Here is a 22,586-nt window from a genome sequence, read left to right as displayed (position 1 = left end):
GCCGACAAGCCTCGCATGTCCCGGCCCGCGAGTGGCCGCCGCGTGCCGTCACCGTCAGGTCAGGCGGGCCCGGTAGACCTCCCTGGCCCGGTCGATCAGGGCGAGGTGGTCGGCGAACTGCCGGGTAGTCTCGAAGACGCCCTCTTCCCGCAGCAACGCCTCCAGGGCGTCCAGCCATTCCAGGCACCAGCCGACGTCCTCGGCCCTGGCCACGTGACGGCCGTCCACGTCGAGGTAGACCGGGCTGGTGTGGGCGTACACCTCGCCGGTGAAGGACCGCTCGTGCGGGCCGCCGGTGGCGACGGCGACGACGTAGGTGGGGGCGCCGACGACCAGTTCGGCGGTGAGCTCGCCGGGCGATCCCCCGGCGAGCACGCCGTCGGCGGTGCGGATCTCCAGCCGTTCCACCTCCGGGCCGACCGACCGCGCGGTGATCGTGACCCGCTCCCCCGGTGACAGGTCCAGGGTGGCACCCGGGCCGTGGCCCGCGACCGACAACTCCAGCCAGGGTCCCGTGGTGCCGAACGTATGGCCCCGCCTGACCGCCTCGGCGAACGAGACGGCGGTGAGCGGCCCGTCCACCCGGGCGTAGACACGCGCCCAGCCGGGCGGGTTGGACTGGTTTCCCCGCCGGGCGAAGGAGACCATCGCGTCGGTGCCCGCGGTGACCGCGACGCGGTTGCCCGCCCCGATCAGGCGCCGGTAGACGGCGGCGGTCGCGGTGATCGAGGTCTGGCTGAGCACGTCCAGGGTGTCGACGAGGCCGAGCGCCGCGTCGGCGACGATCTCCCGGGAGGAGCAGTTGCGCCCCCACCGCAGCGCCTTGTCCGGGGCGTCGGTGTCGGCGAACGGCGTGTGGAAGGGGTGGCTGTAGCCGGTGACGGCCCCCAGACCCCGGAGTTCCTCGCAGGCGACGCTGTTGGGCGGCCAGTCGGCGGTGCCGAGGAAACCGGTGTGGAAGCGCGAGGGCGGGGCCGAGACACCGAAGGCGTAGAGGTGGCCGAGCAGGTCGTTGCGGTACTCGACGCCGATCCGGGCCACGTGGGAGGCGTCGGACCAGGGCAGGTCCTTCCCGGCCCAGTGTTCGAGCGCCTCGGAGTCGTAGACCCGCTCGGAGGAGACGTTCCCGGCGACCAGGTTGAGGACGTGCAGGTCCTCGCCGTGCTGCATGATCCCCGCGAGTCCGGGCGTGCCGACCATGTCGCCCGCCCAGTTGAGGTGGACGTGCATGTCGCCGCCGTACCAGCCGAGGGCGGCGGCGTCGTAGAGCCGTTCGGGGGTCAGCTCGACGAGGGTCTCCCCGCCCGGCGCCGGAGTGACCGTGACCTGCGCGGAGTCGTACTCCATGCCCCTGGACGCCCGCACGGTGAGCGTCTCGGCCGGGACGTCCAGGACCAGGTCGTCGCCGTGGAAGTAGGGCAGCACGTGGTAGTCGTGCCGGTCGGGGGCGCCTTCGGGGTACCAGCCCTGGCCGTGCTCACCGTACACGCTCCACTTGCACGGGAAGCCCGCGCGCACCCGGAGGCGGGCGGCGGGGGCGGGGCGGGTCAGGGGCGACAGGTCGATCGGTACGCCGTCGGCGACCACCTCGCTCCAGCTCGTGATCTTGATGAGCCGGGCGCCGCCGGGGCCGACCACGTGCGCCCGCCCGTCCACCAGCACGGTGGCCGGCTCGGACCTGGCGGAGTCGACGAGCAGCGTCGTGCGCAGGGGCCTGCCGTCCAGCACGGCCTGTGTCCGTGCCCGCAGCGCGGTTTCCCCGTCGGTGAGGCGGAGCGCGGCGAGATTGTCGAGCACCCTGCCCGCGAGGACGCCGCGGACGACCTCGTCCATGTCCAGCTCGTCGAGGCGGTCCCTGAGCTCCTCGAACGGCGCCCCGGGATAGCGGGTGCCGAGCATGCCGTAACAGACTTCCCAGAAACCCGTCGTGCCCATCAGGTAGGCGTCGGTGGTCATGGACCTGACGTAGAAGATGGGATCCTCGCCCCAGGTGACCCCGTGCTCGTCCAGCAGCGCCCGGTACTCTCCGAGCGCCCGCGCGACGGTGAGGGGAATGTTCGGGTCGTCACACATAGGTCTCCCCACGCGGTAGGACGCCAGGTGATCGCCGCTATCGTGACACGCCGGGCACGAGGTGTTGCGTGCAGGAGTCAATTGGTGAGGGATTCATCCCTACCGGAGGGGCAAAAGCGCTCCCGGGGCGGTGATGATCCGCCCTGGAAGGCCTCGTCGTGTCAGCGGGACGCCATCTGCCCACGAGCCGGGGGCAGCGGGCCGCCACCTGTCCCCGTGGGGGATCGAGGTCAGCGGGCCGCCTGACCCGTGGGGACGGGGCCGGGGTCAGACAGGGCCGGGGTCAGACGGGCCGCCACCCACCCCCGTGGGAGACCGGGGTCAGCGGGCCGCCGCCTGACCCGTGGGGGGTTCGGCGCCCGACGGCTGGGACGTGGGGCCCAGCCGCATCCGCATCGCGTGCTCGACGAGGGTGATGAGCACCTCCTTGCCCGACTCCCGCTGCCTGGCGTCGCACAGCACGATCGGGATGTCCTCGTGCAGGGTGAGCCCGAGCCTGACCTCGTCGAGCTCGTAGCGGCGGGCCCCGTCGAAGCAGTTGACCGCGACGATGAAGGGCGTCTCGCGCCGCTCGAAGTAGTCGAGCGAGGGGAAGCAGTCGGCCAGCCTGCGGGTGTCGGCGAGGACCACCGCGCCCAGCGCGCCCAGCGCCAGCTCGTCCCAGAGGAACCAGAAGCGCTCCTGTCCCGGCGTGCCGAACAGGTAGAGGCGGTAGTCGTCGCCGATGGTGATGCGGCCGAAGTCCATGGCGACCGTGGTGGTCTGCTTGGTCTCCACACCCGACAGGTCGTCGACACCGATGCCCCGGTTGCTCAGGGTCTCCTCGGTGCGCAGCGGCTCTATCTCGGAGACCGCGCCGACCAGCGTGGTCTTGCCCGCGCCGAACCCGCCCGCGACCAGGATCTTGATCGCCTTGGGCAGCTTCACGCGCCCGGCGTCGCGACTAGAGCGCACGGAGTCCATCGAGCACCGCCCTGTACAGCCTCTCGTCGTGCATGTCCGTCTCCGAATGCGGTTCTTGCATGGCGATGAATCCCTGGTCGAGCAAGTCGCTGAGCAGGACACGGACCGTGCCTGCCGGAAGGTTCGTATGGGCCGCGATCTCCGCGACCGACTGGGCCTGCCGGCAGAGCCGGACGATGGCCAGGCACTCCGGGTCCAGCCCCGGTTCCCTCGACGAGACCTGCCGGATGGTCACCACCAGGGTGATGAGGTCGAACCGGCCGCGGCTCGGTTCGGTCCGGCCCCGCGTCAGGATGTACGGCCTGACGATCGGCCCCGCCTCGTCGCCGACCCACTGGGACTCGGGCTGCTCGTCGAAGATGCTCATCGTGTGCCGTCGCCCCTGGGGGAGTCGGTCCTGAGGGAGTCGCCCCTGCGGGGGCCGGCCTTGTAGGCGTCACCTCTGGGAGGGTCGCCCTTGAAGGAGGACTCGGCCGTCCTGGTGGGCGAGGTGAGGTACTGCCCCACCCGGGTGACGAGCATGGCCATCTCGTAGGCCACCAGGCCGACGTCGGCCTCGGCGCCGCAGAACACCGCGAGGCAGGCCCCCTGCCCGGCGGCGGTGACGATCAGGTACGCCGTCCGCATCTCGATGATGGTCTGGCGCATCGGCCCGCCGCCGACGCGGTCGCTGACACCGCGGCCCAGGCTCTGGATCGCCGATCCGACGGCGGCCAGATGCTCGGCGTCGGCCGGGGAGAACCCCGCCGACGCGGCCAGCAGCAGGCCGTCTGTGGAGAACACGATTCCGTGCTGAGCTTCCTCCACCCGCGAGACCAGGTCGTCCAGCAACCAGGCCAGGTCCGTGAAGGATCCTGTTCCCTGCACCACTCGTTGTCCTCTCCTTCTGCCTGCCGACTGTTACGTCGTCTGTTCCCGGCGGCTCGTCGGCGCCTGCCTGGCACTCGCGTCTTGGGGTCGTCCACTGAAATCACACGGCGGGTCCGCCCTCGTCCACCGGATCGCCCTCGCCGTCGAGCAGCTGGGCGGCGTCGTCGCGGCCTCGGCGCGTACCGGCCTGGAAGGACGACATGGCCGCGCGGATCATCTCCGGCGAGCGCTCGTCGGCGTCGTCGGCCGGGGGCGGGGCCACGGGCTCGTCCTCCTGCAGCGGGGCGGCGAGGTGGGTCTGCGGAACGCGTCTCGGCAGGCCGCCCGGGGTGTGACTGCTGTCGGGCGGGGGCAGCACGGGCGGCAGCGACGTGCCCGCGCCGCCCGGACGCGCGTGGGCGCCGGAGTCGTCGAGGCCCCCGCCGCCAGGAGCGCCCGGCGCGGCGGGAGATCCGGGGTGCGTGAAGTCGGGCAGCCGTCCGGGGGCTCCGGTCTCGGGCATCTGCCTGAGCGCCGAGGGATCGGCGAAGCGTCCGGGGAACGTCGGATCGGTGAACCCCTCCCCGGGCGTGGGGCCCGCGGAATGCCGCCCGGAGGGCGCCTGGTCGGCGAGACCGGCCGGAACGCCGGGATCCGCGGAACGGCCGGAGTTCGGCGGGGTGAAGAACCCGCCGGGGTCGGCGGGGCCGTCGGAGGGCGCCTGACCGGCGAGAAGGCCGGAGGACGCGGGGCCGGCCGGATGCGACCTGCCGTTGGCGGGCCGCGCGGACTCCCGCGCCTCGGACCCGGCGCCGGGAACGTGCTCGTCGATGACCTCTCCCTCCGCCCCGGCGGGCCGCCCGGGGCCGCCGGTGATGCCGAGCGGGTCGCCCACCCTGCCGCGGACCGCGGTCACCGCGGAGGTGGCACCGTTCATCTCCGAGCTGCTCGCCGAGCGCGCCTGCGGCACACCGACCCCGACGGAGGGGCCCGGGTCCTCCTCGCTGATCAGTTCCTGCGGGATGAGGACGACGACGGTCGTGCCGCCGTACGGGGAGGACTTGAAGGTCACCCGGATGTCGTGCCGTTCGGCCAGGCGGCTGACGACATACAGGCCGAGGCGGGCGTTGCCGGAGAGCTTGAGCTCCGGGGGGTTGGCGATCCGCTCGTTGGCCTCCGCGATGTCCGCGGGGCTCATGCCCAGGCCGCGGTCCTCGATCTCCAGCGCGTAGCCGTGCGCCACCGAGTATCCGCCGACCTGCACCGTCGTGTAGGGCGGGGAGAAGGAGGCGGCGTTCTCGACGAGCTCGGCGATCAGGTGGATGACGTCGCTCACCGCACGGCCGTCCAGCGAGACCTCCCCCAGGGGCATCACGTCGACCCGGGTGTAGTCCTCGATCTCGGCGAGGGAGCCGCGGACCACGTCGATCATCGGGACCGCGTCGCGCCAGGCGCGGCCCGGCGCCGCGCCGGAGAGCACGAGGAGGTTCTCCGCGTAGCGCCGCATGCGGGTCGCGAGGTGGTCGAGCCGGAACAGGTCGCGCAGCTCCTGGGGGTCGTTCTCGCGCCGCTCCATGACGTCGAGCACGCTCAGCTGGCGATGCACGAGCGACTGGGTCCGGCGGGCGAGGTTGCGCAGGATGTCGGCGATGTCGCGGCGCAGCTGGGCCTGCTCGGCGGCGACCTTGATGGCGGTCCGCTGCACGGCGTTGAACGCCTGGCCGACCTGCCCGATCTGGTCGTCCCCGAACTTGAGGGGAGGCGCCTCCGCGGCGACGTCCACCACCTGCCCGTGGCCGATCCGCTCGACCACGGCGGGCAGCCGCTCGTTGGCGAGCTCCCAGGCCGCGGCCCGCAGCTTCTCCAGCTGCTGGACCAGGGCGCGGGCCGTGGTGATGGCGAGGACGACCGAGGCGATGACGGCCACGAGGCCCAGGCCGCCGGCCAGCGCGAGCCGTACGATGACGCCGATGGCGACCGGGCCCGACCTCTCGACCACGCCGCTGCCGGCGGTGAGCACGGCCTGGGTGAACTTGGTCTGCGCGGGCTGGGCGTCGGAGCTCCACCGCGTGACGTCGATCACCCCGGCCTGCACCACGTTCGGGTCCTCGATGAGCTGGTCCTCCATGATGCGCAGCCGGGTGAACTGCTCGCCGGCGACCAGCCGCCGGTGGGCCTCCTGGTCGGCGGCCGGCAGCTCGGCCACCGCCCGCTCGGTGAGGAAGCGCCGCGTGCCGACCATCTGCGTGAACCTGATCTGCTCGCCCTCGGCGAACCGGCCCGCCGTCAGCGCGCCCATCACCAGGGCGTCCTCCTGGGCCAGCATGTCCCGGACCCGGTTCATCTCGATGAGCGTGCGGGTGTCCTGGGCGAGTTCCTCGTCGTCCAGCGTCGCCAGCGAGTCGTAGACACGGAAGATCGAGTCGACGATGGCGGTGAACTCCGCGGCCGCCCAGGTCCGGTTGACCCGGCCGGCGTCGATCGCCTTGCGCGCGGCGGGCAGGTCGTCCATCAACTGGCGGGTCTCGCCGATGCGGCGCTCCAGGGCGGGGGTTCCCAGCAGTCCCACCCCGCTGCCGCCGGTGAGCTTGCGGAAGTGCGCGTCGGCTGCGTCGGTGCGCTTGCGCTGGGCGGCCATCGCCTCGCGCCGCCGGCTCTCGGTGCCGACCGACCCCAGGGTGATGGCGGTCAGCCGCCGCTCGGCCTGCAGCTCGACGATGAGCCGCTCGCTCGGGTCGGCGACCTCGGTGTTGAGGGTCGCCACGCCCAACATGTTCAGACCGTCACGGACCGTTACCCATGCCGTGAACGCCCAGAGCGCGGTGAGCGACACCAGAAGTGCCGTGACCTTGGTCCGCAAGCTCGCGTTACGCAAGCGCATGGTATCCACCCCGGGAAGGATAAAGAAAATAGACGGCATTTTTCGTGGCGGTTGACAGACACCGGTCAAACAGGTCAAACGGTCGCCACATCGCTGGGATCAGCGGGACACCCCACATCACACCCGCCGAACCTTAGCAATGTCACTAAAAACCCTCAAGGCGGACAGAGTGGATGCACCCTTGTGTCCTGTTTTGAATTCACGGTCAATTCTCAATACGAGTCACCTGCCGGAATGGCGAGCGCGCGTCGCGCCAGGTGAAGCGCGCCCAGAACGGCCGCCCTCACGATCGCAACCGGCAGATACAGGTCCTTATCCACCCAAAGCGATGGCGCCTCACCGTCACGGACGGTCAGCAGATGCCGGTACCCGCGCTCCACGGCCTCCCGCCACCGCTCCTCCCGCGTCGTACCGGCCAGCAGCAGGGTCTGCAACGCGTAGGCGGTCTCCTCGGCGGTGCCTCCCCACCGGCCCCACGACCCGTCCCCGCGCTGGGTGCCGAGCACCCAGTCCACGGCGGCGCCCACGGCGTCCGCCGACCTCCCGCCGCCGAACTCGCGCAGCGCGATCGCGCAGCAGGCCGTGGCGTAGTACGGCGAGACGTGCCAGCGGTCCGTCCAGCTGCCGTCCGCCTCCTGGCGGTCGCGCAACCAGGCCACCAGCTTGGCGACGACGGCCGCGTGGCGGGGTTCTCCCCCGCACCGGCGCAGGTACTCGCCGAAGGCGTCGAGCACGTGCGCGTTGGTCGTCGGGGACATCCCCTCCTCCCCGCGCCAGGTGCAGAAGTGGGTCTCCAGCTCGAACGGCCACAGCCCCTCCGGCTCGCGCGGCTCGCCGAGCAGCGCCAGCGCGTACAGGGCGACGGAGGTGGTGTCGGCGTCGGCGGGCAGGCCGGGGCCCGTGGCGACCCCGTCGGGGCCGAGCCCGTCCCGCAGGCTCGCGACCAGCTCCGGCGGCACGTCCACCGGGATTCCCGCGCGCCGCAGCCAGCTCAGCGTCCAGCCGCGCTCGAACACGGTGATGGGGGTGGTGCACGGCACCGGCCCGCCCGTGGAGGCCACCACGGCCTCCAGATACCGCCGTACGGCGGCCTCGTCCCCGTCCCTCCACGCGTCACGGTCCCCGGCGCCTGAGACGCGCCCGGCCCCGGAGACGGTCGCGGCCCCGGAGACGGTCCCGGAAGCGGCCGTGACTCCGGAGGCGTTCACGGTCCCGGGCCGAAGCTCGGACGACGCGGCCAGCCAGGCGGCGCTCGCCCCCGGGGAGGCCCCGGCGGCCGCCATCCCGCCGGGCATCGGCGTGGGGCGGATCCCGGAGGCGGCCGTCGCCTCGGGGCCCGCGACCTCAAGGGCGTGGACCAGCTTCTGCGGGATCGCCGCGCCCGACGCCAGCCACGCCCGCACGGCCGTCAGCTTGGCGTCGCCCATGCCGGGGGGTGGTTTCGGCCCCTCCCCGCCGAGGTGCCCGTCGATCAGGGCGAGCAGGGACGACACGATGAGCTCGATCGCGGGCGTGTCCGGCGGCCAGGTGGCGGTGAAGGACCAGTTCCTGATGGCCTCCAGCCCGCGGTCGGCGGCCTTGGCCAGGAGGGCGGGACTGGCGGCGCCGTCGCGGCCGAGCTCGGCCAGCAGCGCCTCCACCGCGCTCAGGGTGGGGACGAAGGCGTGGTCACCGGACGGGGACCAGCCGCCGTCCGGCCGCTGGGCGGCGAGCAGGAACTCGACTCGCTCGGCGTGCCCGGCCAGCCAGGGCGCCAGGCTCACCACCCGGCCGGTCTCGTACGGCGAGGCGGACACCTGGCCCCAGGGCTCGGCCAGCAGCCCGGCGACCAGTTCGCGCGCCTCGGCGGCCGCGTCGATCCCCGTGCCGATCCCGGTACCGATCCCGAGGCCGATCTCCGTGCCGATCCCCGGACGGTTCTCCGTGCCGGTCCCGGCGCCGGTTCTCGTACCCGGGCCCGTGGTGGCGAGCAGGCCGTCGACGCTCACAGGGCCCCCCAGTAGTCGCCGACCTGGTAGAAACCCGCGCAGAAATCCATCTGCCGTTCCATGTAGCCCGCCAGCTCCGGATGGACGGCCCGCAGCGGGGCGACCAGTTCCCTGCTCCGGGCCGCGAGCCCGGCGATCCGGCGCTCCACCTCGGCGCGGTCCACGCCGAGCAGCAGGACGTTGAGGTCGCCCCAGGCGACGTCCCGCTCGTAGGTGCCCAGGTCGTTGAGGAGGCGGATGACCCGCTGCACGGCCCGGCCCGCCTCGCGCAGCGCGCCGACGTCCGCGACGGCGCCGGAGCCCGTGACGTGGATCCAGTGGGCGGCGAACACGTAGGAGAAGCCGAGGTTGTCGGCGTTGCCGAGATACTCCTCGTAGGTCGGCGTGACCTTCTCGGTCTTCCAGCGCCACTCCGTGAGCATCCCGTCCAGCATGCGCTCCAGTTCGTCGCGCCAGACCGGCCCGAGCTCGGCGAACGCGGGCGAGGACGCGAGCTCGTCGCGGATGTCGGCGAGCATGCGGGTGAGGTCGTCACCGGGGACCGGCGGGGCGCCTCCGGCCACGTCCAGGCACCGCCGGGCGATCCCCTCCACCTCGGCCGACGAGGTGGCGACGTAGTCGACGAGCCAGTCCAGGCCGAACGCCCAGAGGGAGACCTTGTTCGCCGTCCGCAACTGGCCGGCGTCGAACCAGGGGCCGCCGAACGCCATGGCGAGCGAGAGCGTGCTGTACAGGGCCGCGTCGAACGGCTTGGCGGAGAACAGGCCGGGATAGGTCTCGGCCCACTCCCGCATGTCCCGCTGGGACCGCCCGGCGCGGGCGCAGATCGCCCCGGCCTCCCTGGCGTCCAGCCGGGCGCCGGGATCGAGCCGGGCATCCGGACCTGGCCGGACATCCAGGCCGGGCCGGGCGCCGGGGTCGTGCCGGGGCGTCATCGCAGGACCCCGCTCCGGTCGCGGCCGTTGAAGGACACGCCCAGCGCGACCTTCTGCCGGGGGCGCAGCGAGGCGGCCCAGCCGGTGTCGAACGGCCCGGGGGTGCGCACCGACATCCGGAACCGGCTGAGGATGCTCGCGACCACGAGCGGCGCCTCGACGTAGAACAGCGGCTCGCCCAGGCACCTGTGCGGGCCGCCGCCGAAGGGGAAGTAGGAGTAGCGGTGCCTGCGCTCCTCGCTCTCCGCCCTCCCCGGCGCGAACCGCTCGGGGTCGAACTCGTCCGGGCGCTCCCAGAACTCCTCCAGCCGCTGGGTGGCGTACGGGCTGACCAGCACCGAGGATCCGGCCTTGATCCGCACGCCGCCGACCTCCGCGTCCTCCATCACCCTGCGGGGCAGGAACCAGCCCGCCGGGTACAGGCGGAGGGTCTCCTGCAGGACCATGCGCGTGTAGACGAGGTGGGGGATGTCCTCGGGCACGGCCGGTCCCTCGCCGACCACCTCGTCGATCTCCGCCTGTAGCCTGGCCGCCACGTCCGGGTGCTCCTCCAGCAGCAGCCACAGCCAGGTGAGGATCATCGCGGTGGTCTCCGAGGACGCGGCGTAGACGCTGACCAGCGCGTCGCGGATCTGCTTCTCGGTGAGCCTGTCACCGTTCTCGTCGACGGACCGGCAGAGCACGGAGATGACGTCGACGTTGTCGTCGGGGTTCGCCATCGCCTTTCTCACGATGGGGAACACCACGTCGTCGATCGATTCGACGGCCTTCAGAAAGGTCCGGTCGCCGGGGATCCGCATGAAATACGGCATGAACGGCAGGAGAATCCGGTAAACGAGCGAATAGGACGCCTGTTCGAAGGCGGGGATGATGCGTTCGCCGTCCTCCCGGTTCAGCTTGTCCCCGAACAGCACCCGGTTGACGATGTAGCTGAGGATCCTGGACATCTCCGTGGCCGCGTCGAAGTCCCGTCCCGACCGGACGTAGTCGTCCCACTCCTCGACGCGCCCGGCGACGCGCCTGGACACCTCGTCGGCGATCGTGGCGACGTACCGCGCGGTGAACAGCGGCTGCAGGACCTTGCGGCTGTTCTGCCAGTGCTCGCCGTCGCTCATGATGCTGTGCCCGAAGAGCCGCTCCAGGGGGCGCCAGAACATGCCCAGGCGCTGGTGCTTCGTCCATTCGAGGCGCATCACCTTCTGGACGTGGTCGGGGTGGGTCACCAGGTAGGGGCGGAAGGGCCCCAGCTCCAGCCGGAGGACCTCCCCCCCGGACTCGCGAGCGAATCCGGCGAGTGCGCCCGCCGGTTCGCGAAGCAGCTTCGGCAGGGCCCGGTGCATCGGAACGGATCTCGCCCGGCGGCCGGTACGGGCGCGCACGTCCATGGACATAGGTAAACGTCTCCCACCTCGTGTGACGTGAATTCGCGCAGCACGAGACAACCGCCCGCACGGGTGGGTGCGGCGGTCTTCGGAAACGGGACATCCCACCTGCCCCGCGCCCGCCCGGGGCGTGGATAAGGACTGGTCAACCGACAGATCAGGGACCGGTCGGCCGGCAATCCCGGGACACTCCGGGCCTCCTCGCCTGTCTCATTCTGTGTTTTACACGCTAAAGCGCATCACATCACAACATTAGTTAATCTTCGCACGAAGTATCACATGACTCACTAGAAGTGATCAAGGTCGTATAGAATATAAATCTTGCCACTTTCGGACACGAGCCTTGTTAACATGCGCTTAACACAGGCGCTTTAATCGCCGGTCAGGCGCCAATCGCGCGATGACCTGGAGTAGCCCAGAGTGACGCCGGGGTCGCGCCCGGAGCCGTCAGCCGCCCTTGGTGAAGGCCGTGAGGATGCGGTCGGCGGCCAGCGACGGGGTGAGCGTGCCCTCCTGGACCTCGCGCTCCACCTCGGTGACGATCGCCGCGACCTCGGGGTGCTCACGCAGCCGGGTGAGCAGCCTGTCGGTGATCAGGGCCCAGGTCCAGCGGACCTGCTGGCGGCGGCGGCGCTCGGCGAGCTCCCCCGAGGCCTCCAGGGCGTCGCGGTGCCCGACGACCTGCCGCCAGAGCTCGTCCAGGCCTTTGCCGGTGAGCCCGCTGCAGGTGAGCACCGGGGGCGTCCGCTCCGCGCCCAGCAGGCGGAGCGCCCCGGCGAGCTCCCTGGCGGCCTTGCGCGCGTCCAGCTCGTGGGGGCTGCCCTCGGCCCCGTCGGCCTTGTTGATCGCGATCACGTCGGCGAGCTCCAGCACCCCCTTCTTGATGCCCTGGAGCTGGTCGCCCGTCCTGGCCAGGGTGAGCAGCAGGAAGGTGTCGACCATGTCGGCCACCGCGGTCTCGGACTGGCCGACGCCGACGGTCTCCACGAGGACGACGTCGTATCCGGCCGCCTCCACCACGACCATCGCCTCGCGGGTCGCCCTGGTGACCCCGCCCAGAGTGCCCGAGGTGGGCGAGGGGCGGATGAAGGCGTTCGGATCGACCGCCAGGCGGGCCATCCTGGTCTTGTCGCCCAGGATGCTCCCGCCCGTGCGCGTCGAGGACGGGTCGACGGCGAGCACCGCCACCCGGTGGCCCTGCGCGGTCAGCCGGGTGCCGAGCGCGTCGATGAACGTGGACTTGCCGACACCGGGCACACCGGTGATGCCGACCCTGCGCGCCGCCCCGGCGAGCGGGGTCAGCTCGGCGAGCAGCCGCTGGGCCAGGTCACGGTGGTCGGCCCGGGAGGACTCCACCAGCGTGATCGCCCGCGCGATCCACGCCACGGACCCCTCCTTCACCCCCTGGACGTAGTCCTCAAGCGTCCGCGTCATGGCCCAGCCGGGTGAGCAGTTCCGCCAGCAGTCCCCGGGCGGCGTCGGCGATCACGGTCCCGGGCGGGAAGATCGCGCTCGCGCCCGCCGCGCGCAGCGCGTCGAAGTCGCCCGGCGGGACGACCCCGCCGACCACGATCATGATGTCGTCGGCGCCCAGCGCGGCGAGCGCCTCGCGGAGCGCGGGCACGAGCGTGAGGTGCCCGGCGGCGAGCGAGTTCACGCCGACCACGTGCACGTCGGCCTCGACCGCCTGGCGGGCGACCTCGTCGGGCGTCTGGAACAGCGGGCCGACGTCCACGTCGAAGCCGAGGTCGGCGAAGGCCGTGGCGATCACCTTCTGGCCCCGGTCGTGGCCGTCCTGGCCCATCTTCGCCACCAGGATGCGGGGACGGCGGCCCTCCAGGCGCTCGAACTCGGCGCAGGCCGCGCGGACTCCGTCCACGCCCGATCCCACCTCCTCCCGATAGACCCCGGTGATCGTACGGATCTGCGCCGCGTGCCGCCCGAACACCCGCTCCAGCGCGTCGGAGATCTCCCCGACCGTGGCCATCGCGCGGGCCGCCTCGATCGACAGCGCGAGGAGGTTCCCGTCGCCCGCGGCGCCCTTCGTGAGCGCGGTGAGAGCCTCCTCCACCCGGTCGGGATCGCGCTCCTCGCGCAGGCGGCGCAGCTTCTCCAGCTGCTGGGCGCGCACCGAGGTGTTGTCGACCTTCAGCACCTCGATGGGCTCGTCGACGTCGAGCCGGTACTTGTTGATCCCGATGACCGGCTGACGCCCGGAGTCGATGCGCGCCTGGGTGCGGGCGGCGGCCTCCTCGATGCGCAGCTTCGGCAGCCCCTGGTCGATCGCCCTGGCCATGCCCCCGGCGGCCTCGACCTCCTCGATGTGGCCCCACGCCCTGGTGGCCAGCTCGTGGGTGAGCCGCTCGACGTAGTAGGAGCCGCCCCAGGGGTCGATCACCCGGCAGGTGCCCGACTCCTGCTGGAGCAGCAGCTGGGTGTTGCGGGCGATCCGCGCGGAGAAGTCGGTGGGCAGGGCGAGCGCCTCGTCGAGGGCGTTGGTGTGCAGCGACTGGGTGTGGCCCTGGGTGGCGGCCATCGCCTCGACGCAGGTGCGGACGACGTTGTTGTAGACGTCCTGGGCGGTGAGCGACCAGCCGGAGGTCTGCGAGTGGGTCCGCAGCGAGAGCGACTTGGGGTTCTTCGCCCCGAACCCGGACACCAGCCGCGCCCAGAGCAGCCGCGCCGCCCGCAGCTTGGCGACCTCCATGAAGAAGTTCATGCCGATGCACCAGAAGAACGACAGGCGCGGCGCGAAGGCGTCGATGTCCAGGCCCGTCTCGACACCCGCCCGCAGGTACTCCACCCCGTCGGCGAGGGTGTAGGCGAGCTCCAGGTCGCAGGTGGCCCCGGCCTCCTGGATGTGGTAGCCGGAGATCGAGATCGAGTTGAACTTCGGCATCCTCTCGCTGGTGTACGCGAAGATGTCGGAGATGATCCGCATCGAGGGGCCCGGCGGGTAGATGTAGGTGTTGCGGACCATGAACTCCTTGAGGATGTCGTTCTGGATGGTCCCGGCGAGCTGCTCGGGGGCCACCCCCTGCTCCTCGGCGGCGACGACGTAGAGCGCGAGCACCGGGAGCACCGCGCCGTTCATGGTCATCGACACGCTCATCCTGTCGAGGGGGATCCCGTCGAACAGCTGCCGCATGTCGTAGATGGAGTCGATGGCCACGCCCGCCATGCCGACGTCCCCGGCCACCCTCGGGTGGTCGGAGTCGTAGCCCCGGTGGGTGGCCAGGTCGAAGGCGACCGACAGGCCCTTCTGCCCGGCGGCCAGGTTGCGCCGGTAGAAGGCGTTGGACTCGGCCGCGGTGGAGAATCCGGCGTACTGGCGGATGGTCCAGGGCTGGTTGACGTACATGGTCGGGTACGGGCCGCGCAGGTAGGGGGCCGCGCCGGGATAGGTGTCCAGGAAGTCGAGCCCGGCCAGGTCGGCGGCGGTGTAGAGCGGCTTGACGCCGATCCCCTCGGGCGTCTCCCACACCAGCTCCCCGGGATCGCTCCCGGTGGCCTCCCGCACCGATCGCGCCCAGGTCTCCAGGCCGGGGTCCGGGGCCTGGCCAGGGGTCTCCGCACCGGGCCGGGACGCCGGGCCGGGACCCGGGACCGCCGGGCGGGGGCCGAGTTCGATGCCGGAGAAGTCGGGAATCATCGAGCCACCCCCAGGTCCTCGAAGGTCGTCCGGAGCACGCCGAGCGCGTCGCATCCCGCGTAGAGGTTGTCGTCCACGCCCTCGAACTCTCCCTTACCCGCCAGCCATACCTTTACCGCCCCCGCGCCCCGCAGCGCGGCGGCCACCGCCTCGGCGTGCCCGGCGTACAGCCGGTCGCTGGAGCACAGGCACGCGACCTTCGCGCCTCCGGCGGCGAACTCGGCGGCGATCTCGGCGGGGTCGGTGACGGCGCCGCCGGTCACGGTGGCGATGCCGCCCGCCTGGAACAGGTTGGCCGCGAACGACGCCCTCGCGGTGTGCGCGGCCACCGGGCCGATGGTCGCCAGGAAGACCTTCGGGCGGGTCTTCTGGGCGTCGGCCAGGTCGCGCAGCGCCTCGAACTCCTGCGCGTAGTGCACCCCGGTGCCCCCGGCTTTCCCTGCGGCGCCGGCGGGCCTGGGCCGCCTGCTGAGCGGCTTCTCGGCCAGGTCGGGGAACTCGCTGACTCCGGTGATCGGGTCGCGGCGCCTGGCGATCGCGGCCGCGTGCCGCTCCCAGGTGGCGGCGAGCCGTTTCGCGACGACCCCGGAGGCGAGGGCGTCGGCCATGCCCCCGGCGCGCTCGATCTCCTGGAACCACGTCCAGGCCCGGCCCGCCAGGTCCTCGGTGAGCCGCTCCACGTAGAAGGAGCCCCCTGCCGGGTCGATCACCCGGGCCACCCCGGCCTCCTCCACCAGCAGCGACTGGGTGTTGCGCGCGATGCGGCGGGCGAAGGCGTCCGGCAGGCCGAGCCGGGTGTCGAAGGGCTGCACGGTCACCGCGTCGGCCCCGCCGGTCCCGGCCGCGAAGCAGGCGAGCGTGGTGCGGAGCATGTTCACCCACGGGTCGCGGGCGGTCATCATGGCCGAGCTGGTCACCGCGTGCTGCCGCTGCGCCGCGCCGGGGACGCCGGAGACGCCGCACACCTCGGCGACGCGCGCCCAGAGCCTGCGGGCGGCGCGGAGCTTGGCGATGGTGAGGAACTGGTCGGCGGTGGCGGCGTACCGGAACTCCAGCTGCCCGAACGCCTGTTCCATCGTCAGACCGGCGCCGACCAGGGTCCGCAGCGCGGCGACCCCCGCGGCGACGGAGCAGCCCAGCTCCTCCGCGTCGCCGCCCCCCGCCTCGTGGTACGGGGTGGCGTCCACGACGACCGCCCTGAGTCCCGGGTGGTCCCTGACACAGCGGCGGGCCAGCTCGACCGCGGTCCGCGCGTCGGCGAGGGCGTCGGCACCCAGGCTCCCGGTGAGCGCCACCGGTCCGCCGCCGGGCGGGCGGCCGCTGCCGGGAGCGCGGCCGGTGTCGCCGGAGACCGTCCCCGAGGCGCCGCCGGACACCGCCGTGCCCGCGTCTCCGGGGGACGCCGGGGCTCCCCGCTCCGCGGCCAGCGCGAAGAGCGCCTCGGCCGCCTCGCGGGTCCGCTTGCCCGCGTCGAGCGTGATCGAGATCAGGTCCAGGTAGACCGGCGCCAGGGCGCGGGGCAGGTCCTCGGGGTCGAGGGTGAGCCACAGCGAGGTGACGCCGTTCTCCAGGTCCGCCAGGATCGCCTCGGGATCGGGCTCCTCGTGGCGCTGCCGCACCTCCCAGCCCCCCTCGGGGCGGGAGCCGCGGACGTAGGGGGCGGCCCCGGGAAGGCCCGGGTCGCCGGGCAGGTCGGACGCGTCGTAGATCGGCGCGATCGTCACACCGTCATGGGTGGTGGAGGCCAGCGCCTCCTCGGGGGAGCCGGTCTCGACACCGGACTTGCGCAACACCCCGAGCGCCAGCTCCCGCCACCGGTCACGGGTGACCGGTGGGAACTCGGCGGCCGATCGAGGTTCCTCAGGCGGCACCGTCATGCACCGGATACTAAGCGCCGCCCCGCCGGGAATCCCCCCCGGGTCCGGGACGGATACCAACAGTGGGGTCAACAGTGGTGCCAGTAGGGGGGTTCGTGGATCGTTCCGGAAAGAGGCGTGCGGGAGCGAGGGATCGCCGGGCGACGCCAAAGGTCCTCGCGGAGGGCCGACGGCCGGCCGGAGACGCCCCAGGTGGCAGGGCGGCCATCGCCCACGGAGGCCGCGATCGGCTGACGGGCTCCCACCCGGAAGGCGGCCCAGGCGGCGGGCCGGCCGCCGCCCGCGGGGGCCACGGTCAGCCGACGGGCTCCTGCCCGGACGGCGCCCCGGGCAGAGGCCGGTCGACGGGCTCCCGCCGGAAGGCGCCCCGGGCGGCGGGCCCGCACCTCACCACCGGCGGGAGCGGAGGTCAGCTGACGGGCTCCTGCCAGGCGGCGTCCCAGGTGGCGCGGTCGACGGCGCCGGTGACGGGCAGGCCCTTCTCCTTCTGGAACCTCCTGCAGACGTCACCGGAGGCGGGACCGTACAGGCCGTCGACGTCGATCGCCCAGCCCCGGTCGCTCATCTGCCGCTGCCAGGTGCGGACGTCCTCGCCCTTCATCACCGGCGGCTGCTTGAGCGTGCGGCCGGGAAAGGAGGGGTGCGGCTCCGGCGGATTGGGAGCCCCTCCGGGACGGGGAGCGCCCCGCTTGACCCAGGCGTACAGGGGCTCGCCGGGGCAGCTGGTCGAGTAGCCGTCGCGGTGCCCCTTGATCTCCCTGCCCGCGCCGCCCTTGTCCCTGAGGTATTCGATGGCGTCCAGGATGCCGTGCAGGACGCCGTCGGTCGGCTTGGTGAACCCCGAGGAGCCGACCAGGCCGAGCACCGCGTAGTGACCGCTGTTGAGCCCGGCTCCGTTGGCGGCCGGAACGTGGTGCGGGCCACGGCCCTCGAAGACCTTCCGATGCGGACAGACCAGCATCGAATAGCCGACGTCGATCCAGCCGTTGCCGTCCATGTGCTGGTTCTGGATGGATTTCACCAGCGCGACGCACTTGGCGTGGTCGTTCACGATGTCCGGGCTGACCTGGCCCCCCGTGTAATGGACCTTCACCCCCTTGGTGGAGGCGAGGTTGCTGTAGGAACCGCGCGGCTGGCGGGCGCCCCACTCACGGCGAGTAACGAGATCGATGGCCACGAACGTCTCCACTGTCTGAGTGATATTGCCCTACCGGAGCGTAATGGTTGGCAAGACACCGAATGAGGCCGTTAAACCAACTGATTCCTTGGCACGGTGTGGTGCGGAAGCGCTCCTGATGATCGTCGGGCAGCGGAACAGCCGTCCCCCTAACCCCGGCCGGACGTCCTAAACCGTTCGTCCATGACGCCTCTCATCCCGGACAAGACGGATAGCCTTGCCTCCATGGTCGCGACCCCCCTCGTCCCCGGCGATCCGGACCGGCTCGGCGTGTTCCGGTTGGCCGGAAGGCTCGGCGAGGGCGGCCAGGGCGTCGTCTACCTCGCGCACGCGCCCAGCGGCGAGCGGGTGGCGGTGAAGGTGCTGTTCCGCGGCGACACCGCGTCACGGGCGCGGCTCGCCCGCGAGCTGTCGGCCCTGGAGGGCGTCGCCCCCTTCTGCACGGCGCGCGTGCTCACCGCCTCCGTGGACGGCCCCCTCCCGTACGTGGTCAGCGAGTTCGTCGACGGCCCCTCCCTGGAGGAGAGGATCCGCGAGCGGGGCCCGCTGCGGGGCGGCGAGCTGGAGCGCCTGGTGGTCGGTACGGCGACCGCGCTGGCGGCCATCCACGCCGCCGGGGTGGTGCACCGCGACTTCAAGCCCGCCAACGTGCTGCTCGGCCCCGACGGTCCCCGGGTGGTCGACTTCGGCATCGCCAGGGCGGAGAGCGCGGCCACCACCGCCTCCGGCCTCATCGGCACCCCCGCCTACCTGTCCCCCGAGCAGATCAACGGGGCTCCCGCCTCGCCCGCCTCCGACGTGTTCGGCTGGGCGGCCACCATGGTCTGCGCGGCGAGCGGCAGGTCCCCCTTCGGGGCCGACACCGTGCCGGCCGTCCTGAACCGGATCGTCAACCACCACCCGGACCTGTCGGCCCTGCCCCCCGCGTTCGCGGGACTGATCGCCTCCTGCCTGGACAAGGATCCCGCCCGCCGCCCGACGGCCCGCGCGCTGATGGTCGGCCTCGTCGACCCCGCCGCGGCCGGCGAGCCGGGCGCGGCCAACCCCTCCACCGAGGACCTGGCCAGGATCGGCAGCCGGATCGCCGTCCCTCCGGGACGGTCGGCGCTCACGACCCAGGAATCCCGCCGCGGCTCCCGGGGGATCGTCGTCGGCGCGGTCCTCGTCACGGTGTCCCTGCTGGTCGCCGCGGGGATCGCCGCCTGGTTCGCGCTGAACGCCCCCGAGAGCGTCGCCGGGGACACCGGCCGGACGACGCCGTCCCCCTCGGCGTCTTCGCCCTCCTCCTCGGCACCTTCACCGTCCTCCTCGTCCGGGGGCGACGCCCCGCCCACCCCCGAGCCCTCCGGCACGAAGGGATCGGCCTCGCCGGGAGGCGGCGACGAGGTCCCCGCCTCCTTCGCCGGAACGTGGGCCGGCGACGGCGTCACCTCCACCAACCCGTTGTCCTCCGGCACGAAACGGATCGAGGTCACGCTCAAGGAGGGCGACGACGGAGCCGAGTGGGCGGAACCGGACAGCGGCTGCAAGGGACGGATCGCCCTGGCCACGGTCACCGCCGACGAGCTGACCTTCACCCTCGGTTCCGGCACCGGCTGCGTCCCCGGCACCGTCTGGCTCAAGCGCAAGGGCGAGGCCCTGACCTACACCTGGAAGGACGTCCCCGGCCCCGAACTGGTCACGGAGACCGGCGACCTGACCAGGAACCGATGACGCCCTGGCCGGTCATGATGCCGGCGACGACGACCACCGCCCCCACGGGCTGGTTCCACGTCAGCGTCTCACCCAGGACGACCACCCCGAGGACGACGCCCACCAGCGGGGTCAGATAGGTCACCGTCGAGGCGGTCGCCGCCCCCCAGCGGGCGATGACCGAGGTGTTCCACACGTAGGCGAGCCCCGTGCCGAAGACGCCCAGGGCGGCCATGCTCGCCACGACGGGGAGATCCAGGCGTACGGGACCGGTGGCCAGCAGCGGGCTCAGCGCGAGCATGATCAGGGCGGCCACGGTGATCTGGGCGGCGGCGATGGTGGGGGCGTCGTGGCCGTACGCCAGGACGAAGCGCCGCGTGTAGGCGAAGGCGAGCCCGTAGCAGAACGTCGCCCCCAGGCAGGCGGCCTGCGCCCACCAGGGACCGGTCTGCGCGCCCAGGTTCCACGGGGCCAGCACGACGACGACACCGGCGGCGCCGAGCAGCAGGCCGAGCACCCCGGCCGCGCCGAGGCGCTCCTGCCGCAGCGCGGCCAGGGTCACGAGCATCGTCATCAGGGGCGTCGTGGCGTTGTAGATGCTGGAGAGCCCCGAGGGGATGTACTGCCCGGCCCAGGCGAACAGCAGGAACGGCACCACGCACAGCATCAGGGCGATCACCCCCATGTGCGCCCAGAACACCGGCCGTCTCGGCCATCTCCGGCGGGTGACCAGCATGATCACGTTGAGGGCGAGCGCCCCCAGCGCGAGGCGCCCCAGCACCGTCTGGGCGGGCGAGAGGCCGGTGAGCGCCACCTTGATGAACAGGAAGCTGGCTCCCCACGTCAGGGCCAGGGCGAGGTACCGGGCGAGGACGGACCGGCCCGCGGGATGCGGCGCGGCGCCGGTCACCGGCGGGGGCGGGGAGAGGGTTCCTTCACGGGCACGGGTCACGGGAACAGTCTCGCCACCACCCGGATCATGCGTCCAATGAGTTGCCCGCCAGGTGTGATGAGATGTCCTCATGAGTGCGACGGTCGCGCAGCTCCGGGTCTTCACCGCCGTGGTCGCGAACGGCGGCTTCGGCGTGGCCGCCGAGGAGCTGGGCATGTCCCAGTCGGCGGTCTCCCACGCGCTCGCCGCCCTGGAGCGCGCCCTCGGCGCCCCGCTGGTGCTGCGGCACGGGAGCGTGCGCCCCACCGCGCTGGGCGCGGCGATCCTGCCACACGCCCAGGCCGCGCTCGCCTCGGTCACCGCCATCGACGAGGTCGTCTCCTCGCACCTGGGACAGCACGCGGGGACCGTCCGGGTCGCGGCCCCGCCCACGGTCTGCTGCGGGCTGCTGCCCCAGCTCATGCGGACGTGGCGCGCGGAGCTCCCCGGCGTCGAGGTGCAGGTCTTCGAGGGCGACGACGACGAGCTGTCCCCCTGGCTGGAGACGGGGGTCGTCGACGCCGCGATCCTCGTCGACCCGGTGCCCCCGCCCCCGGCGCACGTGGTGGTGGGCCGCGACGCCTTCCACGCGGTGGTCCGCGCCGACCACCCGCTGGCCGGTCAGGAGCACATCACGATGGCCGAGCTGGTGGAGGATCCGCTGCTGGTCTCCAAGGGGGGCTGCGAGCCCCAGACCCGCGCCCTGTGCTCCATGGCGGGCGTCCCCTACGCGCCCGCCCAGCACGTACGCGAGCTCGGCACGCTCATCGGCATGATCGCAGCGGGCATCGGCGTCTCGACGGTTCCCGACCTCGGCCGCGGCCTGCTGCCTCCCGGGCTCGTCATGGTCCCGCTGAGGCCGTCCCTGGAACGCGCCCTCGTCCTCACCGGCCCGCTGACCCGCCCGCCGAGCCCGCTGGTCGACGCCCTGCTCCGCGCCGCCCCCGAGGTCCCCGCGCCGGTACCGCCGGGCTAAAACCCGTCGACCGGCGGGCACCTCGCGAGGATCATTGGCGCCATGTCCGTACTCAAGGAGGTCGACTTCCAGCCGGAGCCGCGCCCGGTGGAGCTGCCGATGAAGATCTGGCTCGACGACGGCGACGCGGCGGTGGACGTGATCGACGCGCTCGCGCTGTCGCCGTTCGCCACCGGGGCCCAGCCGTGGTCGCGCACCGCGAGCCTGGAGCGGGTCCGCCCCGACGCCTCCCTCGCCCCCGCCTCGGGAACGCTCGTCAGGGCGGCCTCGGAGAAGGACGGCCGCGACTCGCGGCTGCTGTGCGGGGAGGGTTGGACGCTGCGCGTGGTCCGCTACCGCAACCGCGCCGCCACGGTCAGCGTGACCGCGGTCGACGAGGGGCTGGCCCGCTCGGTGATCGAGGAGGTCATCAGGGACGCCGAGGAGCCCGCTCCCGAGAGCGACCACGTCGAGATGGGCTTCTGGTGGCAGAGCCCCCGGGGCAGCCGCCGCTCGGAGAAGCCGATCACCGCCTCCCCCTGGGCGGAGATCTCCGGCAACTACGCCAGGTCGGTCAGCGAGCCGCTGTCGCGGCTGATGTCCGTCACCCCCTCCGAGGCGCACGGCCGGCTGATCCTGCTGCACGGCCCGCCGGGCACCGGCAAGACGACGCTGCTGCGCACGCTCGCCCACGAGTGGCGGTCGTGGTGCCAGGTCGACTGCGTGCTCGATCCCGAGCAGCTGTTCCAGTCCCCCGGCTACCTCATGGAGGTCGCGGTCGGCTCCGACGACCACGACCACGACCACGACGGCGAGGGAGGCGGTGACCGTTGGCGGCTCCTGGTGCTGGAGGACTGCGACGAGCTGATCAGGGCCGGCGCCAAGGAGGCCACCGGTCAGGGCCTGTCGCGCCTGCTCAACCTGACCGACGGGCTCCTCGGCCAGGGTCGTGACGTCCTGGTGGCCATCACCACCAACGAGGACCTCGCCCACCTCCACCCCGCCGTCACCCGCCCCGGCCGCTGCCTCGCCCAGATCGAGGTCGGCGCCTTCCCCTACGACGAGGCCGCCCGCTGGCTCGGCGGCACCGAGGGGATCTCCCCCTCGGGTGCGACCCTCGCCGAGCTCTTCGCCCTCCGCGACGGTGTCCTCAAGCGCGCGCCCGCCGCCCCGGAGAACACCGGTCTCTACCTCTGAGCGCCTTCTGACCACCTTCTGCCCCTCGCGGACC

16 protein-coding genes are annotated in these 22,586 nt (G+C 72.6%); 3 read left to right on the top strand and 13 right to left on the bottom strand.

All coding sequences use genetic code 11. From position 1 onward, the window contains the following. Window positions 1–54: 54 nt before the first annotated feature. From ACFFRH_RS12670 to ACFFRH_RS12615, 12 genes are all read right to left on the bottom strand, one after another. Window positions 55–2,073 carry a CehA/McbA family metallohydrolase gene (locus ACFFRH_RS12670; protein WP_344745173.1) on the bottom strand — a complete coding sequence of 673 codons (2,019 nt, stop codon included), beginning with the start codon at window positions 2,071–2,073 and terminating at the stop codon, window positions 55–57. A gap of 321 nt (window positions 2,074–2,394) precedes the next feature. After that, window positions 2,395–3,036, bottom strand: a complete 642-nt coding sequence (locus tag ACFFRH_RS12665) for a GTP-binding protein (protein WP_344745172.1) — start codon at window positions 3,034–3,036, stop codon at window positions 2,395–2,397. Continuing rightward, on the bottom strand, window positions 3,017–3,403 hold the full coding sequence (locus ACFFRH_RS12660) for a DUF742 domain-containing protein (protein ID WP_344745171.1): 387 nt from the start codon (window positions 3,401–3,403) through the stop codon (window positions 3,017–3,019). Before ACFFRH_RS12660 ends, ACFFRH_RS12665 begins: the two co-directional genes overlap by 20 nt. Then, on the bottom strand, window positions 3,400–3,903 hold the full coding sequence (locus ACFFRH_RS12655) for a roadblock/LC7 domain-containing protein (RefSeq protein WP_344745170.1): 504 nt from the start codon (window positions 3,901–3,903) through the stop codon (window positions 3,400–3,402). Before ACFFRH_RS12655 ends, ACFFRH_RS12660 begins: the two co-directional genes overlap by 4 nt. Before the next feature lie 103 nt (window positions 3,904–4,006). Beyond that, complete coding sequence (locus tag ACFFRH_RS12650) at window positions 4,007–6,766, bottom strand: sensor histidine kinase (RefSeq protein WP_386156352.1); 2,760 nt, start codon at window positions 6,764–6,766, stop codon at window positions 4,007–4,009. Window positions 6,767–6,978: 212 nt separating this feature from the next. Continuing rightward, entirely contained in the window at window positions 6,979–8,754 is a 1,776-nt protein-coding gene (locus ACFFRH_RS12645; RefSeq protein ID WP_344745167.1) for a prenyltransferase/squalene oxidase repeat-containing protein, read from the bottom strand. Next, window positions 8,751–9,689, bottom strand: a complete 939-nt coding sequence (locus ACFFRH_RS12640; RefSeq protein WP_344745166.1) for a terpene synthase family protein — start codon at window positions 9,687–9,689, stop codon at window positions 8,751–8,753. Before ACFFRH_RS12640 ends, ACFFRH_RS12645 begins: the two co-directional genes overlap by 4 nt. Next, window positions 9,686–11,080 (bottom strand): cytochrome P450, encoded by a 1,395-nt coding sequence (locus ACFFRH_RS12635; protein WP_344745165.1) that lies wholly within the window; start codon window positions 11,078–11,080, stop codon window positions 9,686–9,688. The genes ACFFRH_RS12640 and ACFFRH_RS12635 overlap by 4 nt, the downstream gene beginning before the upstream one ends. Before the next feature lie 438 nt (window positions 11,081–11,518). Continuing rightward, on the bottom strand, window positions 11,519–12,505 hold the full coding sequence (gene meaB, locus ACFFRH_RS12630; RefSeq protein WP_344745164.1) for a methylmalonyl Co-A mutase-associated GTPase MeaB: 987 nt from the start codon (window positions 12,503–12,505) through the stop codon (window positions 11,519–11,521). After that, window positions 12,489–14,723 carry a methylmalonyl-CoA mutase gene (scpA, locus tag ACFFRH_RS12625; RefSeq protein ID WP_344745163.1) on the bottom strand — a complete coding sequence of 745 codons (2,235 nt, stop codon included), beginning with the start codon at window positions 14,721–14,723 and terminating at the stop codon, window positions 12,489–12,491. The genes meaB and scpA overlap by 17 nt, the downstream gene beginning before the upstream one ends. Then, entirely contained in the window at window positions 14,720–16,600 is a 1,881-nt protein-coding gene (locus ACFFRH_RS12620; RefSeq protein WP_386156348.1) for a methylmalonyl-CoA mutase family protein, read from the bottom strand. Before ACFFRH_RS12620 ends, scpA begins: the two co-directional genes overlap by 4 nt. A 409-nt stretch (window positions 16,601–17,009) precedes the next feature. Beyond that, the gene (locus ACFFRH_RS12615) at window positions 17,010–17,777 is read right to left on the bottom strand and encodes a peptidoglycan recognition protein family protein (protein WP_344745162.1); all 768 of its coding nucleotides are present in this window, start codon (window positions 17,775–17,777) and stop codon (window positions 17,010–17,012) included. Between the two features lie 225 nt (window positions 17,778–18,002). Between ACFFRH_RS12615 and ACFFRH_RS12610 the strand changes: the two genes are divergently transcribed. Beyond that, window positions 18,003–19,490: a serine/threonine-protein kinase gene (locus tag ACFFRH_RS12610; protein WP_344745161.1), complete on the top strand. Its 1,488-nt coding sequence runs from the start codon at window positions 18,003–18,005 to the stop codon at window positions 19,488–19,490. On the opposite strand, the gene ACFFRH_RS12605 is transcribed toward ACFFRH_RS12610, so the two are convergent. Then, window positions 19,456–20,421, bottom strand: coding sequence for a DMT family transporter (locus ACFFRH_RS12605; protein ID WP_344745160.1), 966 nt, complete (start codon window positions 20,419–20,421; stop codon window positions 19,456–19,458). The genes ACFFRH_RS12610 and ACFFRH_RS12605 overlap by 35 nt on opposite strands. A 70-nt stretch (window positions 20,422–20,491) precedes the next feature. On the opposite strand from ACFFRH_RS12605, the gene ACFFRH_RS12600 reads away from it, so the two are divergent. Together ACFFRH_RS12600 and ACFFRH_RS12595 are read left to right on the top strand one after the other, a co-directional pair. After that, on the top strand, window positions 20,492–21,376 hold the full coding sequence (locus ACFFRH_RS12600; protein ID WP_344745159.1) for a LysR family transcriptional regulator: 885 nt from the start codon (window positions 20,492–20,494) through the stop codon (window positions 21,374–21,376). Between the two features lie 42 nt (window positions 21,377–21,418). Next, window positions 21,419–22,552, top strand: a complete 1,134-nt coding sequence (locus ACFFRH_RS12595; RefSeq protein ID WP_344745158.1) for a DUF5925 domain-containing protein — start codon at window positions 21,419–21,421, stop codon at window positions 22,550–22,552. The last annotated feature ends 34 nt before the right edge of the window (window positions 22,553–22,586 follow it).

It is taken from the genome of Streptosporangium vulgare (assembly GCF_042428775.1).
Lineage (GTDB): Bacteria > Actinomycetota > Actinomycetes > Streptosporangiales > Streptosporangiaceae > Streptosporangium > Streptosporangium vulgare.
Note: the sequence above shows the minus strand (reverse complement) of the source record. Positions and strands in the feature narration are given on the sequence as shown.